Origin of the sequence: Pseudoalteromonas sp. SMS1, assembly GCF_021530565.1 — a bacterium.
Taxonomy (GTDB): domain Bacteria; phylum Pseudomonadota; class Gammaproteobacteria; order Enterobacterales; family Alteromonadaceae; genus Pseudoalteromonas.
The window spans coordinates 116,385-134,265 of record NZ_JAKGBI010000016.1 but is presented as its reverse complement, the minus strand read 5'-3'; the positions used below and the strand labels follow the sequence as shown (position 1 = coordinate 134,265).

At 42.5% G+C, this 17,881-nt stretch carries 14 protein-coding genes; 3 read left to right on the top strand and 11 right to left on the bottom strand.

Translation table 11 applies throughout. The features are described 5' to 3' along the window. The first annotated feature begins 97 nt into the window (after positions 1–97). Together L1286_RS17170 and L1286_RS17165 are read left to right on the top strand one after the other, a co-directional pair. Positions 98–1,210: an FAD-dependent monooxygenase gene (locus L1286_RS17170; protein WP_328284238.1), complete on the top strand. Its 1,113-nt coding sequence runs from the start codon at positions 98–100 to the stop codon at positions 1,208–1,210. Between the two features lie 135 nt (positions 1,211–1,345). Further along, positions 1,346–2,344 (top strand): hypothetical protein, encoded by a 999-nt coding sequence (locus tag L1286_RS17165; protein WP_235408272.1) that lies wholly within the window; start codon positions 1,346–1,348, stop codon positions 2,342–2,344. A 138-nt stretch (positions 2,345–2,482) separates the two neighbouring features. Here the strand turns inward: L1286_RS17165 and L1286_RS17160 are convergent, their stop codons facing one another. From L1286_RS17160 to L1286_RS17140, 5 genes are all read right to left on the bottom strand, one after another. Next, positions 2,483–3,433 carry a TolB family protein gene (locus tag L1286_RS17160; protein WP_235408271.1) on the bottom strand — a complete coding sequence of 317 codons (951 nt, stop codon included), beginning with the start codon at positions 3,431–3,433 and terminating at the stop codon, positions 2,483–2,485. Positions 3,434–3,637: 204 nt separating this feature from the next. Continuing rightward, positions 3,638–4,819: a response regulator gene (locus L1286_RS17155; RefSeq protein ID WP_235408270.1), complete on the bottom strand. Its 1,182-nt coding sequence runs from the start codon at positions 4,817–4,819 to the stop codon at positions 3,638–3,640. Continuing rightward, positions 4,809–5,162, bottom strand: a complete 354-nt coding sequence (locus L1286_RS17150) for an Hpt domain-containing protein (RefSeq protein ID WP_235408269.1) — start codon at positions 5,160–5,162, stop codon at positions 4,809–4,811. Before L1286_RS17150 ends, L1286_RS17155 begins: the two co-directional genes overlap by 11 nt. Beyond that, the gene (locus L1286_RS17145; RefSeq protein WP_235408268.1) at positions 5,146–7,758 is read right to left on the bottom strand and encodes an ATP-binding protein; all 2,613 of its coding nucleotides are present in this window, start codon (positions 7,756–7,758) and stop codon (positions 5,146–5,148) included. Before L1286_RS17145 ends, L1286_RS17150 begins: the two co-directional genes overlap by 17 nt. A 114-nt stretch (positions 7,759–7,872) precedes the next feature. Further along, positions 7,873–8,868: a quinone oxidoreductase family protein gene (locus L1286_RS17140; protein ID WP_235408267.1), complete on the bottom strand. Its 996-nt coding sequence runs from the start codon at positions 8,866–8,868 to the stop codon at positions 7,873–7,875. 145 nt (positions 8,869–9,013) lie between these two features. Here L1286_RS17140 and L1286_RS17135 point away from each other — a divergent pair, with 145 nt between their 5' ends. Further along, positions 9,014–9,898, top strand: a complete 885-nt coding sequence (locus tag L1286_RS17135) for a LysR family transcriptional regulator (protein ID WP_235408266.1) — start codon at positions 9,014–9,016, stop codon at positions 9,896–9,898. Positions 9,899–9,931: 33 nt separating this feature from the next. Here the strand turns inward: L1286_RS17135 and L1286_RS17130 are convergent, their stop codons facing one another. The 6 genes from L1286_RS17130 to L1286_RS17105 form a co-directional block, all read right to left on the bottom strand. Next, positions 9,932–10,990 carry a Kelch repeat-containing protein gene (locus L1286_RS17130; RefSeq protein WP_235408265.1) on the bottom strand — a complete coding sequence of 353 codons (1,059 nt, stop codon included), beginning with the start codon at positions 10,988–10,990 and terminating at the stop codon, positions 9,932–9,934. Between the two features lie 314 nt (positions 10,991–11,304). Further along, on the bottom strand, positions 11,305–12,993 hold the full coding sequence (locus L1286_RS17125) for a nucleoside recognition domain-containing protein (RefSeq protein ID WP_235408264.1): 1,689 nt from the start codon (positions 12,991–12,993) through the stop codon (positions 11,305–11,307). Then, complete coding sequence (locus L1286_RS17120; protein ID WP_235408263.1) at positions 12,993–14,132, bottom strand: NAD(P)/FAD-dependent oxidoreductase; 1,140 nt, start codon at positions 14,130–14,132, stop codon at positions 12,993–12,995. Before L1286_RS17120 ends, L1286_RS17125 begins: the two co-directional genes overlap by 1 nt. 338 nt (positions 14,133–14,470) lie before the next feature. Continuing rightward, the gene (locus tag L1286_RS17115; RefSeq protein WP_235408262.1) at positions 14,471–15,496 is read right to left on the bottom strand and encodes a TonB family protein; all 1,026 of its coding nucleotides are present in this window, start codon (positions 15,494–15,496) and stop codon (positions 14,471–14,473) included. A 186-nt stretch (positions 15,497–15,682) separates the two neighbouring features. Further along, positions 15,683–16,858 carry an alpha/beta hydrolase-fold protein gene (locus tag L1286_RS17110; protein WP_235408261.1) on the bottom strand — a complete coding sequence of 392 codons (1,176 nt, stop codon included), beginning with the start codon at positions 16,856–16,858 and terminating at the stop codon, positions 15,683–15,685. A gap of 96 nt (positions 16,859–16,954) precedes the next feature. Continuing rightward, positions 16,955–17,833: a LysR family transcriptional regulator gene (locus L1286_RS17105; RefSeq protein ID WP_235408260.1), complete on the bottom strand. Its 879-nt coding sequence runs from the start codon at positions 17,831–17,833 to the stop codon at positions 16,955–16,957. Positions 17,834–17,881 lie beyond the last annotated feature (48 nt).

Sequence of the window (17,881 nt, the reverse complement as noted above, 5' to 3'; positions counted from 1 at the left end):
TAATTCTCTCATCAATTGGGATTATAAAAATCAAAATAACAGATTTATCCCACTTTTGGCATTTGAAATACTCTACAAAACAAAAAAGGACACAACTATGAGTAAAAATATTGCTGTTATAGGTGCAGGGGTGGCAGGCTTGGCTTTTGCTATTTTGGCGACGCAACGAGGCCATCAAGTCAAAATATTCGAGCGGAACCAGACAATCTCGACTTTGGGTGCAGGTGTCACTCTTTGGCCAAATGCGATGTTTGTTTTGGACCAAATGGAACAATTGACAAAGTGCCAAAATGCTGGCGGATTACCCCTAACCGTATCTCAATTCGATCAACATAGTCGCGCCAAAGTGCTGCTCAACATCGACGAGCTAAACAAGGCGTGCGGCTATCCGAGTGTGGCAATCTTGCGCAAAGATTTAATGCGTATCCTGTATCAACGCGCTAAAAAATTAGGTATTCAAATACATTTTGGAGATGACATTAAGGTAACCCAAATTAACCACTTGATGACTCAGTATGATCTCGTTGTAGGCGCTGATGGACGAATGCGTTCCGCGACTAGGAACGCACTGTTTGGCAATCGTGTTAAGCCTCGATATCAAGGGTTCATTAACATTATTGGCGTGAGTCATGTGGAAAACTTGGCAAGCACCGACATACGTGAATATCGCGGTGAAAGGCAACGGTTTGGTATTGTTCCAGTAAAACCTAACCTCTGCTATTGGGCCGCTGCATGGTGTGAACCCAAATCTAGCATGAAAAATAGCCGTGACTGGCATGCTGAGCTACGCCTGCGATTCGATGCTTGGCCCAATGAAATTCGCCACGCTATTGTGAACCGACAATCACTTAATGTGACCCCTCTTTTTGTACACGACCTTGACCCCTTACCTCACTGGCATTGTGATAACCTCTTGCTGTTAGGGGATGCAGCTCATGCGCCTTTACCTACCTCAGGACAAGGCGCTTGCCAAGCGTTAGAGGACGCATGGCATTTGGCGACAACCTTAGATCATGCTTCACCTCTGGGTGAAGCATTGGACAGTTTTTTTCAGAAGCGAATTGCTAAAACGACCGCTGCGCAAGTGGCTGGAAGACATATTGCTACCCAAGTATTTGCCGATGAAGGTGCTTTCCCAAACACCCCAATACCGGACATAAAGCAACTCAGTGAGTTTTGGATGCAAGGCTTGGTCTCGCCGACTCAGTAAATTCTGCACCAAACTCGATATCGTGACTGGCTTTTTATTCTCATTAAATTTTCATTTGAGCTATTGTTTATTAATTAAACTAAAGTAGTGTATATCAATGCACTTAAAATAATACTTATCAAAAAGAAATCACATATGGAAATATTTTCAGTCATCATCGCCGTCTCTCTCACAATGTTTTTGTTTTCGTCATTAAGCTCAATGCTCGTTGAGCTTATAAACCGTAAATTAAACACGCGCAGCAAACGACTCAACGAAATGTTGCACTCGTTTTATACTGAAGAATTAAAACCTTACACGACAAGCAATGAACCAACTGATGCCGCTGACAAATTTGTGCGTCACATCGACAAAAAAGACAGCAAAGAGCGCATCACGACCAATGAATTTATGCGAACCCTTGCCAAAACAGATACTGGTTATCAAATCTTTGAAAATATAGAAAACAATGCTCAATATTTTATTGAAGATATCGCCTATAGGTTTGAAGAAGTGGGAGAACGATACAGCGAGTATTACCGACTTCACGCTAGGAAAGTCAATATTTTGGTCTCTGTTTTTCTTGCATTTACAATGAATATTAACCTGATCACCATTGTACATTCTCTGCAATACAACAACGACACAAACCAAGCGTTAGTCGAAAAAGCTGCGAACTTGGTTCACGCACAGCCCAACTCTCCCTCTTCAACGGAATTACAATCAGTACTGACAGAAATAAACAGTTTAAACATTCCTTATGGTTGGCCGAAACAACCCTTTATCAATAATGATGCCATGCCGCTTGATATCGGCGCATATGCATTGGCATTTAGAGACTCTATTGTGATGGGAATCGATCAATTTGGTTTGGGCTGGTTAATTTGGATAGTGACTACACTCATTACGGGTATGTTGATTGGGCTAGGATCTCCCTTCTGGTTTGATGTATTGAAACGTCTATTCGTTTTCAATCGTTTTGCTAACATTATGTTCTCTGCTACTAAAAATGCCCCACGTGGCACTCCTTCTGAATCTGTTGTTCAACCTTGGGATGCCTTTATGCAAGGTATTCAAGCACACCGAGTTGAGCAAAAGTTATTGAATAAACTCCACAGTGAAAATGCAGACCAAACTGCGCTCAATAACACCTAGATGATCCATGGTTAACGCTACATTTGTCATCAGGTTATAAATGGAGCCTCCAAAGCTTAGAGGCTCTTTTTTAGACATGTTACACGCGCGTTATTGGACAAGAATTTAAACAACACCTTCAATTATTGACTGACATCCCTAATTTTGCTGGTTTTTCTTTATTAGCTTTTGCAGTGCAACGGCATTTAAATTGTTAACCGCTGCCACTTGGGACCCACTATTAATCACCTTGTATAGAGCAGTGCCATCTCGTTTTACTTTGTAAATATCAAAAAATCCGTCTGAATTCTCTGATGCAAAGAATATTTGGGTACCATCCGTAGACCAAGTCGCATCCCAATCCTCAACCTGATTAAACGTGAGCCGTTTTGGGTTATTGCCATTAATATCCATGATATAAACCTCTTGATTGCCATCCCGATTAGATAAGTAAACGATGTGATTCCCATCGGGTGATAGACGTGGAGCAAGATTATCCGTTGCATCATTTGTCAACTTAACCACATTGCTGCCATCAATATTTGCAATACTTATTTGGCTCGGGCTGCCGTGTGAATGAAACAGTATTTTGCCATTGTCTATGAAGCTTGCGCCTCCTCCTTGTAACGCATTAATTTGACGCTGCTGACTGCCATCTGCGTTCATTAACCAAATCTGACTTTGCCACTGTCCATTGGGGTGTTTATATTCCCTGGTGAATAAAATGGTCTTGCTATCAGGTGACCAAGTAGGTGCACTATCCCACTTGTTTTTTGCATGAGTTAGGCGCTGCACATTAGAACCGTCTATCGCAGCGCGATGAATCGACCAAGTTTTAAACTCGTCATACTTACCATAAAAAGCCACTGATTTACCATCTGGAGAGATCACCGGGTAGCCATCTGAAGCAGTTACGTCAACGACTTTCAGACGTTGCTTGCCATATTCATCACTTAAATATATTGAGCGGTTTTTTGATTCTAATGAAGAATAGATAAGCTTATATGGATTAACTTGGGGGTTACTCGTCGATTCACATCCCAAGAGTTGCGCACTTGATGCCACAATTAGTGTGACAACTTGCAATCGTATACATTGATTTGATTTCATACATCCTCATTGTGCGCAGCAACACGCCGCACTCACTAAACTAATAATTCAACACTCAATTACTCTAGCGCACTGAGTGTAGGTAAATCCTGATGTATGAATGATTTGTAGATGACTTTACACCGACTAAAATATAATTAACAATTTCATAAGCTTACACTATAAAAGATGCAGTAAACCCTGATGCGAAAGTGAATCACCTATCTAGTTACCAATCGCTTTATTAACCACTGCGAGGATCTCTTGCTTTGTTGACGGCTTCAAAATATAGCCATCAAGCCCATGTTCAGCCCACTTTTTTACAAGCTGCTTGTTCTTGTTTCCCGTTAGCGCCACCACGGGTGTTTTAATATTTTTCCCTACGTTACGAATATGCTTAGTCGTATTTAAGCCGTCTAGGTTTGGAAGAAACAGATCCATCACAATGAGGTCATATTGCGTAAGTTTGATTTTTTTGATTGCAGCTAACCCATCATCTACTTGCTCTATTTCATACCCTACATTACTCAACACGTCGCTGATCATTTCTCGATAAATATGATTGTCCTCTACCAATAAGATGGACTGTGAACTTACTGGTGTTTCCAAAAAACCATCACTTAGACTGGACCCTTGAAGCTCTGAGGCCTGTTTGTCTTTTATAGGCTGTTGTAGCTGCTGCATCAGCAAGTTATTCAAATCTTTTGACTGCTTGAGGCCATCCACTAGCCCAAGTAATTTACTTGAAAGTGATTCTTCCAGCGCGCTTAAAAGCGGTTGAATATGTGTCTCATTGAGCTCAGAGAGCAGCTCCTTATGCATACTGTCTGGCAGTTTATCTAGGATATCTTGATTTATGGTGTTAACTTCTTCTCGGCTTTTATTAATCTCTTCCACAACTGAGGCTTTATAACTCAACCCCATCTCTATGAGGGAGTTAAGCTCTTCACTTTGGTTTTGAATAATGTTGTCCAAAGATTCGATATAGGTATCAGAATCAGTAAATTGCTTGAGCCCCTCATAGACAATCAATTGTAAACGAAACTTCTCATATAGAGGCTGATAAACAAAGTAGCTATCGAATAGATTCTTCAAACAACATTTAAAGGCTAACCCAGACTCTTTATTGCTACACAATAAAACGCTATAGTGATTTTTAACCAAGCGTTTCTCTTTAATCAGCATGTTGTACAAACAAATACTTTTTTTCACGTCAGATAACGCAAATAAAATCACTTTTGGCGCCATTTGTTCAATATCATCAAGTGCCGTTTTTTTTACCACTAAACACCTAAAGTCACTCGTTTGCTCTGAAATAAGCTGCGCAACACCTTGAATATCCTCTTCCCGGTTAGTCAACACCAATACTGCCGGGTGGCGCTTTGCGATTCGATTGTTACTCCCCATTGGTTAGCTCCTTTTTGATCGCAATAAACTCACTATTTAACTTGATAATAACTTGTTTAATCGCCGCTTTATTTTTCGCCAAACTATAGCGTTCGATCGTTTCTAAAAAGTAAGCGCTGCGCTCTGCTCCAACAGCTCTAGCAGATGTTTTTAGAAAGTGGGCTTGGCTTTTGAGCTCACCAAAATCATTAATATTAAATGATTTAACTATTGTTTTTAGCACGCTTGCAGCCTGGGCTAAAAACTCAGAGTGAAACTTTTGAATCTTTTCAGGTTCATCGCCCACTAAGTCGATGATGGTGCTGCGATTTAGCGTTTTTAATTCATCAGGTTGAGTATTCATACCACCGCTCCATGATCTGCTTTATATCGGTCAGTCTTACTGGTTTGCATAAGAAATCGTTCATCCCGATGGATGTGCACATATCCTTTTCCCCCTGCATCACCGCGCCCGTGACCGCAATGATAGGGACTGGCGGTTGCTCATTTTTAGCTTCTTCGGTCCGGATCTGCTTGGTCATTTCATACCCATCGACTTCAGGCATATGACAATCCGTCAAAATGAGCTTGTAATTGTGGCTATACCAAAAATTGAATCCTTCTGCGCCATTGCTGGCCACATCACAATAAAAACCAAGCTTTTCAAGCTGACTTTTAATCAGCTTTTGATTAAAAGGGTTATCTTCTACAAGTAGAATATCGTGAGTACATGACCCCGCCTCAATACCGCTAACTTGCTCTTGACTATCAAAAGCAAAATCATCGATGCTAAGCATCTCTTGCTGCTGTGCTTGCATTTGCGCATAAAGCTGATGCGCAGTGACAGGTTGATTTGCGCATACAGCAAATTGAGGTAAAGACAAGGCAAACTGGCTGTGCAAGCCGCTGTCGGTGTATATAACTAAGTTGGGGAGCTGCTCCATCTCGACCAAATACTGCGACACCAATGCCAAATCGCAAGATAGGATCAAGTTCAATTCAGTATTTGAAGACGGCCAAGTGCTATGATGGTCAATATGCACCTCTTCAGTGACGTCATACAGCGAGTTCGCCAAATTAAGGATATGTTGATTGTCATGAGAAAGTCTATCGCAGACATAGCAAGTAAGTGGAACCTTTGATAATACGGGATGTTCGCTGGTATCCACCCAAAATGGCGCTTTGATTGTAAAAGTACTCCCCCTGTGGAGCTCGCTTTCCACAATAATCTGTCCCCCCATCAAATCAATGAGTTTGCCACATATTGAGAGTCCTAGCCCTGTACCTCCAAACTTCCGTGTTGTTGACTTTTCAGCTTGCGTGAAAGGCGTAAATAGCTTGTTGATGGTGTCAGGCGTCATACCTACACCGGTATCCGCAATACTGATGGTGATTTCGCTCTGATAGATATTCAATCTTCTATAGTGCGCTGTGAGGGTGATCTCTTTTAGTTTTATGTCATCGCTGTTCGTAAACTTAATGGCATTGCCAAGTATGTTTAACAAGATTTGTCTGAACCGGTTTTCGTCGCCTTTTAAAGGCGCAAGCATTGCTAATTGCTCATATACTTTAATACTAATGCCTTTTTCTTTTGCAGTAGCACTAAAGGTACAAATAACGTCGGATATCAACACGGGTAAATCAAATTCAACGGTTTCTAATTCTAGTTTGCCCGCTTCTATTTTGTTTAAATCGAGTAAATCATTCAAAATCGTAATTAAGTGATTTGCCGATGTCGAGGCTGTATACACCAAGTCTTTTGACTCATTTGAAAGCGTGCAATGACCCAATAAATCCAGTGCACCAATAATGCCATTGAGCGGCGTCCTCAATTCGTGGCTTATCATTGATAAAAATTCAGATTTGATTTTATTTGCACGCTCCGCTTTTTGCAGGGTTTTATGTAATTCAGCGGTGCGATCGTTCACTCTAGATTCAAGCTCGGTATTGAGCTCCTTAAGCGCCTGCTGGGCCTGATGCACTTCAGTCTGGTCAATGCAAACACCGTCAATTCGGCAATGCTCCCCTTTATAGTTTTCGCCCACTCGCCCCTGTGCAAAAACATAGATTATCTCGCCATTTTTCAGCACGCTGCGATAATGCTGCTTAAACTCGACACCGGTTTTGAGGCTTTCATCCAACGCAGCAAGCACCTTTGGTCTATCTTCGGGATGCAAGAGTTCAACCCATTTGTTTAAGTCCCCAATGTCTTTTGGGTCTAACCCAAACATATTGTTGGCCAGCATATCCCACTTCCAACGCCATAACTTGCCTGACTTGGTGGCTCGCCAAGTCCCTATTTTCCCAGCCTCAATGGCCAATTGTTTACTTTCATCTGCGTCATTCAGCGCAATGACGGTGTTTTTTTCTAATGTGCAATCTTGCAGTGTACCGTTGACCCATTGAGATGATTCGCCTTGCGCTTTGCTCCCTTTAAGCGAAAACCAGCGCTTTTGTCCACTGCTCTTTAGTCTAAATTCAAACTGCAGTGGTACACCAAATTGCACATGGTTTTCGAAAAACAGGGGAAACAACGCGCGGTCATCTTTATGCACCATACATAACAGCTTGCGCCAAGTAATTTTGGTAACCCCTTCCACACCTGCAAACTGTTTTGAGAGGTCTGACAAATACACATACTTTGAGCTTAGGTTGTAGCGCCATAAGCCGATGTTTGCACTGTCGATGGCGTCTGCCAAAAAACTGCCTTCATCAAATATCGTACTGCTGTGTTGAAGTACGAAAGCATACCCATCTGAATGTGAGTATTTTACGAGTTTAAAGTACTGGTTTTTGTAGCTGCCAATGGCGCTATCTTGGTTATCTAGTTGAAAGTTAAGAAGCGCCTCAATGGACAAGTTTAAAACTTTTTTACAGCCAAGTAATTTTGATGCAGCAGGGCTAATAGACTTAATAAGTAAGTCCTTACTGGTCACGAGAAAGGGGATGTTGCCGTCCATACACTTCCTTGCTGCGGTTCACGAGTAGCTACTTCTAACTATAGCAGTTATAAACCAGATAGCGTGCAACATGTCACTTATATGAATAACCTCCCTCTCTCATTGCGCCCGATATTAGTCCGAAAATGTGGGCGTAAGTAATAATTTACCAAATACTTTACCACTTTGAATGTGCTCATGAGCTTTTGCTGCATGTTCAAGAGGCATAGTCGAAAATACCGGGGTTAATTTCCCCTGTGCTAGCAATTCATATACTTGCGCTAAAGCGTCCTTAACAAGTGCAAAATGACTAAAATAGGTTGCATAAATCTCGGAATAACTAATGGTCGGAGCTTTTCCAAAATGATTTACGACTTCTGCTTGCAGATTAGTCTCACCAACGCCGGCCAAAAAGCCAAAAATCACAATATGGCCCAACGTCGCCAGCACTTCTAAGTCTTGCTTAATCGTATCTCCAGCGACTGGATTAAAAATATAATCAACACCATGACCGCCAGTCACTTCCTTTACTTGGTTAACCCAGTCCCCAGTCGAATTAAATGCGTAGTCGGCTCCTAACTTAAGGGCTTGTGTGACTTTGTCGTCTTTTCGGTCAAGGGCAATAACCTTCACTCCCGCCGCTTTTGCAAGTTGGATCAATGCAGTACCTACACCACCAGTCGAGGCATAAATCAAGGCAACTTTATCTTGTTGTGCTCGCACCACGTTATGCAACATGTGATAAGCCGTAAAATAAGTCACTGGCATCGCCCCTGCTGCGAGCAGGTCTGCATCATCATCCAAAACGATCAACCTGTCAGCGTCAATCGCTGCGTATTGGGCATACATCGCCGCGCCAATGGGCCCTAAAAATGCCACCTTTTTGCCGTTTGTTAGTTTGGTGCCATTTGCATCAATGATGACGCCGCTACCCTCTACACCAGGTATAAATGGTAAATTTGGCATCATACCCGGCGGCATATTGCCCTCACGGATCACGGTATCAATAAAGTTCACCGGCGCAGCGGCGACTTTTACCAAAACTTGCCCGCTGGCAAGTGTGGGACGTACGACATCGGTATATTGAAGTTGCTCACTACCACCGGTTTGCGCGAGTAAAACTGCTTTCATACTTGTGCTCCTGTATTTGCATATTGTTCATATTGGTGTGGGCAGTACTCTACTGCTCTCGAAGCGATAAAAAAATCATCAATAATGGACTTTTAAATTCCAAAAATGGGATAATAAAATCTTCTACACTTATTTGAGCAAGTTAATGAAGCGTGTACTTGACGACCTGAACCTCTTTTGTGAAGTAGTCGAATTGGGTAGCTTAAAAGCCGCCTCTTCTAAAACTGGAGTGCCGCATAGCACCGTGAGTAGGCGAATTGAATCGCTTGAACGCGCACTCGGCTTGGTGTTACTACAAAGAACCACGAGAGAAATCAAAGTCACCCCACGTGGGAAAGAGTTGTTTCTTGATTGCGCCCCGCTTTTCAGTAACCTCAAAGATTCTATTGCACTTGCAGAAGATGCCGAGGCTAAATTCAAAGGCACACTGAACGTATCTATGCCCGTGCGTGCTGGAATCGACTTCCTTGGCGCCTGGCTCATTGATTTTGCCACAGAGCACCCAGATTTAAAGCTTAATATCGCGCTTTCGAACACGAATAAAGACCTTCTAAAAGACGATATTGATCTTGCCTTTCGGGTTGGTCCATTACTTGACTCCTCTGCCATAGCATTGCATTTATGGGATATTCCATACTCAGTGTGCGCACACCCAGCATATCTGAAAAAGCATGATCTAGTACAAAATATGATCACAGCTCAGCACATAGCTTCCTTACCTTGTGTGATTGCACATCCGGCTAAGCAGTGGGCCTTTTTTGATACTGCTAATGACGAAGTCATGCTTTCCCCACAAGAGAATCTTGCCGTAGATGATTTGGGACTTGCACACCATGCAGCGCTGACAACACACTATATGGCGATGCTGCCTACCACCATGGTGACTGATCAGTTGGTTAAATTAGACGTATCTGAGTTGTATCCGCGTAAACGGGTGATGTACGCCTATTATTTTGGTAAAAGACACGTCCAAAGCCAGATAAAACAACTCGTAAACTACATCAAAGGGCGGTTCGAAAAAGACAGGTAGGCCCGATTACAATGAGCCCCATGATTAGTCTATTTATTGTGGTTTTTGCCCCTCAATGGAGATGACCGAGGATAAGGTTTTTTGAGGACCAACTTTGGCTGCACCACCAATAATATATAAGGTGTTATTTAAAGTGACCATGCCATGGCCATGTCTCGGTGTTGGCATATCAGGGAGTGCCTCCCAGCTATCGTCTTGTGGGTCATAACGCCAAACTTGTTTATAGGCCTGCCCCGCTTTCCAATTATTATTAGGACCAAACGCCTCCCCACCAGTCACGATTATTTTACCGTCCAAAACGCTAGCAGAAAGCCCACCAGCAGCAACGGGTAAGGGCGCAGCAGAAGTCCAGCTGTTCTTTTTACTATCGTATACCTCGACTTCTTGTAAATTAACGCTACCTTCACCTGAAGTGCGCCCACCAATCACGTAAATTTTATCTCCAATAACTGCACTGGCTGCGGAGTTTCGGACAATTTTTGCCGGTTTTGCCTGACGCCAGTAGGCATTGTTTACCAACACAAAGTGTGCATCACTGTCGACATTTTTACCTGTTTTTTTAGAAATGGTTTTGCCACCGATTACATGGATATTTTTGCCAACACTTGCATAGACAGACTCTGCCAGCGGGATCGGTAAAGCAGGGCCTTTTCGCCACTCCCGGAACATCCCGTCTAACCGATACACTGACCGCTGTATTTGCCAAGCACTGCCCTGCTCAGCTGCAAAACCACCAATGCCATACACGTAATGTCGATTGCTGACCATGCCCAAGTGGTGTCTTGGCTCGGGTAAAGATGGTTTTTTTTGCCATCTCCCTGTAGGCGGGTTTAATAAGTACACTGAGGTGCTCGGGCCAAGCCCAAAAAATGAAGGAGAGTCAGAAGGGGTTAGCCCTCCTCCAACAACAATACGCTCTTTAAAAACTGCGGGGTAGATCTCTTGCATTGCAATGGGTAACTCTGGCGCTTGATGCCACATCACTTTATCGCCTAACACTTCAGTATTCGCTGACTCATCAGAAACAGCCCATCCATGGAATATAACTAGGCTCATTGCAAATATTACGGGGGTTGCAGTAGAAAAGTGCATGTATGCTCCTAAGTGTAATGCCCAAAGAATGATACCGTTGGATTTGGCAGCAAGATCAATCTGAAGTCACAAATTTAAGACGACCAATCTATGCATTAATCAATAACATATCTTTGACCATAGTGGATAAAAATACGTCCAGCTACTAATTAAACCGCTAAAATGCAAATTCACCGCTTTCAAGTGTAAGTTCTTGACTAAAATACTGGAAATGAGCCCAGATCCAGTCTCAAAATTAAAGTAACAACTTACAGTTGTGAGCATCCACAAAAATCAGAGGCGGGCCGCTACACACCCGCTCAGATTTATGCAAGTCAAACCGACAATAAAAGTGGTGCTCCCCAAGACAATATCATCGTGAAAGACAGCGCCCAGAAAATTTGACGTATCGCTAATCGTGACGCATAACCGATACTCATCTCCCGGACAATAGTCAAAAGTGACACCACGCAAGGTAACATCACTCCAGCCAGATACACGGCACAGAGTAGCTGAATGTCTGTAATGTCGACCAATTTGAGCCCTTGAGTTGTACTATCTATTAACCCAATCGCCAACCCATCCTTTCTAATAGCCCCTAAAATAACGGCAATTGCAGCACCCTCAGGCAAGTTTACCGCAGCCATTAATGGCGAAACGATACCAATCAGCGTTTCGATGGCCCCTAACCACTCCAATAAGCCGACCAGTAAACAAATCCCAATAAAAAGTGGAAATGCAGTAGAAAAAAACGATTTCATCACACTCGTCATTTCTGACATTGCGAAGCGCCAATTGGGCGGCTGTAAAAAGCCGCGGCTGAGTAAGTTGTATGATGCTGCAGCAGCTCTTTGTTGTTTTGTCGTAGTTATTAGCAAGTAAATACATGTTGTTACCGCTAAAATGAATAAATATGGTAGGGTCAGATACGGTTTACCTGCTGCAGAAAAAACCGCTACCGTCGCTGGTAACTGGTAAGAGCAAGCCGAGCCAAATGAAATTGCGGAGATACAACTTCCTCTGGTACAGCAAGAGCAATTTCTAGTTTGAATAATTGCTGGAACATTACATCCAAAACCCATAATTACACGCACTAAATCTCTTCCACTTAGGCCGATTTTATGCATAAACGGGTCTAGTCGATAAGATAATCTATCAATGAGTCCAGTCGTTTTGTAAATTGAAATAATCGCAGAGAATACGACAACTGTAGGTAGCGCATACAGTATTAAAAATGGCAGCATCGATATTAAGCCATAATCTCCAACTAACATATGCGCAATCGGCGCGGGTAAAGCGCCCAACATCTCCTTGAGCATATTCACTGGCGACTCTACATGGGGATACAGTAGATCAGCAAAGGCATTCGCGTTGGTCACAGCAATCCAAGCCGGTAATACCAGTAAGAAAAAGGATAAAAAAGGTCCAAGATAGTCAGACTCAAAAAACAAACGTTTAGGTTTTACTGACCAATTTGCGGTGATGTCTGGCGTCTTTGTGGGAAACTTTGCTGGACGATCAAGAGCCAACTCTATTTGTGCCAATTGCGCTGATGTCACATGGCGATTATCGATCGTGATCCACGCTAAATTAGTCTGCGCTCGTAACTTTGCCAATTCACGTTGTACATCCATACGATGCTTAACTTTGTCCCAATAAGTGATAATGATAACGCCACTGCGCCCTTGCACCATTTCCCACAAGTCATTCAAATCATCGGGTAGTTCGGTAGACTTAAGTGTCAGAATAACGTGTTCACTGGCTTTTAAACGTCGTAATACTTGCGACGTGACGACACTGTCCATCTGCGTTTGGATCCCTGGCGTATCGGTGATCACTTGGCCGTTCCAGACGTATTCTTGGCAAAATAAAGAACTGCCTTGTAAGTTGCTACTGCCTGCTCGTTTACCTGTTAAATTCTCGGTAAGCGCGGTCTTACCTACACTTTCTTTACCGATTAATAGCCACTTACCTTTTCTTTTTGGCTCTGGGTAAAAAGTTTGAACATCAATACACTGCTCCATTAGCAAAAGCACTCCTGCTCTTTGCAACAGTCTAACTCTTGCAACAACATACCAGCTTGCTGATAGTGTTTAAAAATGGACGTATCTAACTCCAATTCGCTTGCAATTACGGCACAAGGCGCCGCAAACCGCCCCCTAAACTTATAGATGAAGCAAAGTAGCGTAGGGTCATGGTACAAACGAGGGCCAGCAAGAAATACATTGCGTATTTTCGTTGATTCGTCAAACGGACTTACCCAAGGGTAACCATTGTCTTGATATACAAAAAAGTCGGTGACTGGGCCCAAGTCAATGTTAAACCCTGTACAGTTGATTGGAGGGTATTGCGAGAACACTTCTTTACCATCTGTAGATTGCACTATGTACCCATCACCTTGCTTGAATACATTGCTCACTTCAAAGTTGTCGTCATATTCCACGCCCTGAGCATTAGACATAGTAGACAAACGTTCAGCTGTGTAAGGAGACAGCACGCGACTGGGATCAAACGTATCCTGCGCTCCCCCATTTAAATCTAACAAAGTCACTTTGTTACCATGAGTGACTAAGTTAAATGTCGCATCTACACCACTTTCATACCCGCCAATCACTACATAATGGCCTTTTTCCAGTGTTTGCCATTCCTTAACCATCGCGTTATGAATACACAGATCTGCACCAGTAAAACCCGTGGTGTTTGGCGATTGGAATTCCCCCCCCGCCCAAATTAAAAATTTACAATGTATTGTGCGCTCGCCCGCAGTTAACTCGAACCCCTTTCCAGGTCCGCGAGAAGTCACCGTCTCTAGTTCTGTGTTGGTCGTCACATGAATCTTGTAATGGTTTACAACCATTGAAAGGTATTTGGCGTATTCCTCACCACTTAAATGCTCTTTGCCCGCATTGAATGCCGGTGACGTATCTGGTGTAATCGCATTTAAGTCAGTTTGATGGTATCCATTACTGGGAAATGACGGTGTAATTAGCCGCATGTCTTTTGGCCAGCGTAAAAATGACTCCCCTATTTCGCCTCGCTCTAGCACTATGAGTTCTTGGTCTTCAATGCCCATTTGCTTCAAAAGTGCGGCACAACCCAATCCAGCAGGTCCAGCCCCCACTATCACCACTTCCGTTTTTGTTATTTGATTTTCGTTCGACATCTTCACACCCGATATTGTTACAATATATCATATCAATATACACGAACAGGAATGAGAATTCATTGCATTAAATAGGCATTTTCTGTGAAAAGAAGGTTCAAATGTTGCAAGACACTGCGCTAAATTTGGCTATATACCACAACAATAAGCTCTACAAAAAGTAGTTAAAAATATACAAAAATAAATGACTTAGTAAAACTCGTGATGAGTCTAACTTGCTTTTTCGTCTTTCTAAAGCTCAGCATTACAGCATGGTAGTTAAAGTAACTTGAGCAAGGCAGGGTAAGCCAAGATTTAACCAGTTAAGGAGTTGCTCACCCTGTATAACAGATATAACGTTAATCAACAGCCCATGCTAAGACCAAATAAAAGTCCTTGCCATCTATCACTTCGCCGCTGCCATCTAATTGGACCTCGAAACGCCACTTCTCAAGAGATTCAACTCCTGCTTCTTCAAACAGTCCCTCTGGGTAAGCATATACTACCTTGATATTCACGGGTTGGCCTTTTGTGTTCACGTCAAAGGTCATTGCGACTTTCCCCTCTGTATCATAACGAGCAGCCTGTGCTGGGTAACGCGGTTCCCTTCTGTAAATCACCTTCGGTGCATTAGGCCCTCGGGTGACTTTTTCAAACTTAGGGAGTTCTTTTGGATACTTACCTGTTGATTTGTATACCGGTGCAGACTCTTCTTCTTCTTCTTGGTGCTTGTCCGGCTCTCCAGCCAACACACCGAGTAATTGAGAAGCTCGCGCTTCAGTTTCATTTTGTTTGATGAGTGACACCCATTTGTCATATTCAGCAGAGTTACCCTTTTTCTTTGCAATAAACCCTAGTATTGTCGCAACTTCAGGGTGGTATGGGCGTTCAAGGTACTGCCATAAGCTATTGGCTCGACTTTTAGTGGAATCAAACTCTTCTAAAACAAATCGCGTTCTAATTTCTAATAACAATAAGCTAAGATAGATACGGGCAGGTAATACATCGAGCGATTGTGCTTTTAAGTTGTCTTGTAAAGACGCTTTGTAATTACCCATTCTATTTTTTATTTCTGCTTTACGTTTGTGAATCAACGCTTTGTCTAGTTGGGTGTTAGCTTTCAATTCATTGAGCATAAAGAGCGCGTCATGATCAGTAACAAACGTATGTGTTTTAGCTACCCCGGCCCATACATCTTTAGTATACGCACGCTGTTTTTGCGTCTCATGACAGCTAAATGTTAAGGGCTGACATAACTCTGATATTGTTAATTCAGTTGATTTAACAACTGGCTTATCTGTTACTTCTTCCCCGACAGGTTTCGTTGCTTTGCACCCATTTAGTAAAATGACTAGCGCCATCGCCCAATAAAATTTCACTTTCACGTATTTTTCCTATTTTATACTTCAAAATTAGCTATATGCACCACAGATTAAAACAATAAAAACCACCCAAATCAGTCGGTTAATTTATCAGAATTAAGTTATCTGACGTACTTCAGATACACTAGACATCCAGTCATTGAAATAGCGAACTGTATGATATGCATGCATAACCAATCAGTTGTTATCTCAAAAATCATTTTGATTGCTGTTTATGGCCGCAACTAGACGATGTTTACGGTTCTGGTAAACGTTGTAACCCTCATCGTCTTTCTTAGTCAGTTTCAATGCAATATTGACCTGCTCTAAAGAGGCTGCATATTGTTTGTTCTGCTCGTACGCATAGGCCAACCCATTGTATGCACTCGCCATTGTTGGGTTTTGTTCGATGTTGTATTTAAAGATTTCAATCGCCCCAACAAAATCTTTGGCATCCACCAGTTCATAGCCTAGCCCACGTAATACCCACTCTTCGGGAAGTGTCAGTTCCGCGCGTTGAAACGAAACCTGTTTATAATACTGTTTGATAGAATTCACTCCATCCGTCAGCGCACTGCTTGGCATTATGAGGGACAAAAATAGGTTGTGATATGCATTAAACACCCCTGCCGCAGATGTCATCGCATGCGGCACATCATCAAAAGTATCCGCCGTTAATTTAAATTTGTGTGGTCTATTGTTTGCTAGAAAAGAGTGTAACTCATTATAAATGTCGCGCATTGGCGCGGCCTCTGAGCCAATATTGATGTAGAGGAAATTGTCGAATGTTTGCCTCTTAGCTAAAAAAGATTTGACATTTTTTAGCGTGCTTTGATCCCCCCACCATACAGCAGGGCTGTACGCGATATGTCCTTGAAATAAATGAGGCCTTGACTGCATTGCGTGCAACACCAGTAGTCCCCCAATAGACGCTCCTGAAAAGACCTTAAAATCATGTGTTCGAAAAGTGCGATTAATCTCTGGGATCAGCTCTTTTTCTATGAAATCTAAAAATTTATCACCGCCACCACCAACGCCCACAGGGCCTCTAGGGTCATAGTTTACAGTTGGAGCCAAATCTCTTGCTCTATCCGTGTTTTCAATTGCAACGATGATCATTTCAGGCGCAGCACCAGAGCGGTGAAGCTTGTTCAATACCGCTGATGCTAAAGGAATATTCTCTTTGCCATCGAGCCGATACAAGACTGGGAAAACCTTTTGTTTATTTTTATAGTAAGAGTCAGGCAGCAAAATTGTGACCGTCCTTTGCTCAGACAATATTTTTGAAGTAAGGGTCTTGGTTATAGTCAGTGGCTCTTTTGCAAGGAGTGAGCTCGTGGTGAGAAGAAATAAAAGCGTAGTCAGTACAACCTTGGCATAAAACATCGAATTTCCTTTTTTGTTGTTATGCCAACACCTTAAAGAATCAAAAGCATTTTTGCAAAACTAAAAACGAACAATAATATCGACATATTTTGTAAGTCACATATTGAGCGCTAAGTGTAAAGGATTGCGCTTAACGAGATCAATAAACGCCCTCACTTTTGGAATATTTAGCATATCTCTATGTACCAACATCCATGCATTCACTTGCCATTGTTGTGCAATATCAATTTCAATCAGTGTAGGAGTATTTGTAATGGTTTCTTTGGTGGATACGCCAATACCAAATCCATGATGTAATGCATAATTAAGCACCTGCCCAACAGAGCTTGTCAGCACAATTTGCTGCGGTGGAATATGATTATAAATCCACTCATTCCAGGGTAAATGGGCCACCCGCTCATTTAGAGCGATGAACTTATGCTCCGTGATATTACTTTTATTTGGAGTACCAAAGCGTTCGATGTAATCGACATGAGCACATAGCTTTAATTCTATCTGTGCAAATTCAAAAACGATATTATCTGGCGTATCTGGTCTTGGACCCATTCTAATGGCAACGTCGGCTTCGCCGTACTCCAATGCAAATTTGCGAATATCACCAAGTATATCTACCTGCATTTTTGGAAATAAGGCCTGATATTCCATAATGAGCGGCATCAGCATTGGGGCTAATTCACTGACACATGTTATGCTGAGCTTACCTGCTAACTCACACTCAGCACTGCTTGCTTTGTTTGCAAACTGTGTAAATTGAATGTCTGTCACCTCTCCAAGCCGCATGACTTCTAACCCAGCTTCGGTCGGTATGTAGCCTCGGTCGTTACGTTGAAAAAGCTTAACAGACAAAGTCGCTTCCAATGCATCAATATGACGCATAACGGTACTGCGGTGAATCCCCAAATCTTCCGCCGTCGCACTCAGCGTACCAAGCTTACCTAGACGATAGGCCGTTTTCACTTCGGTCCATTTGTTCATTCTTAGCCTTGTTGCAAATACGCACACCCTGGTTGCATTTTCCATCAT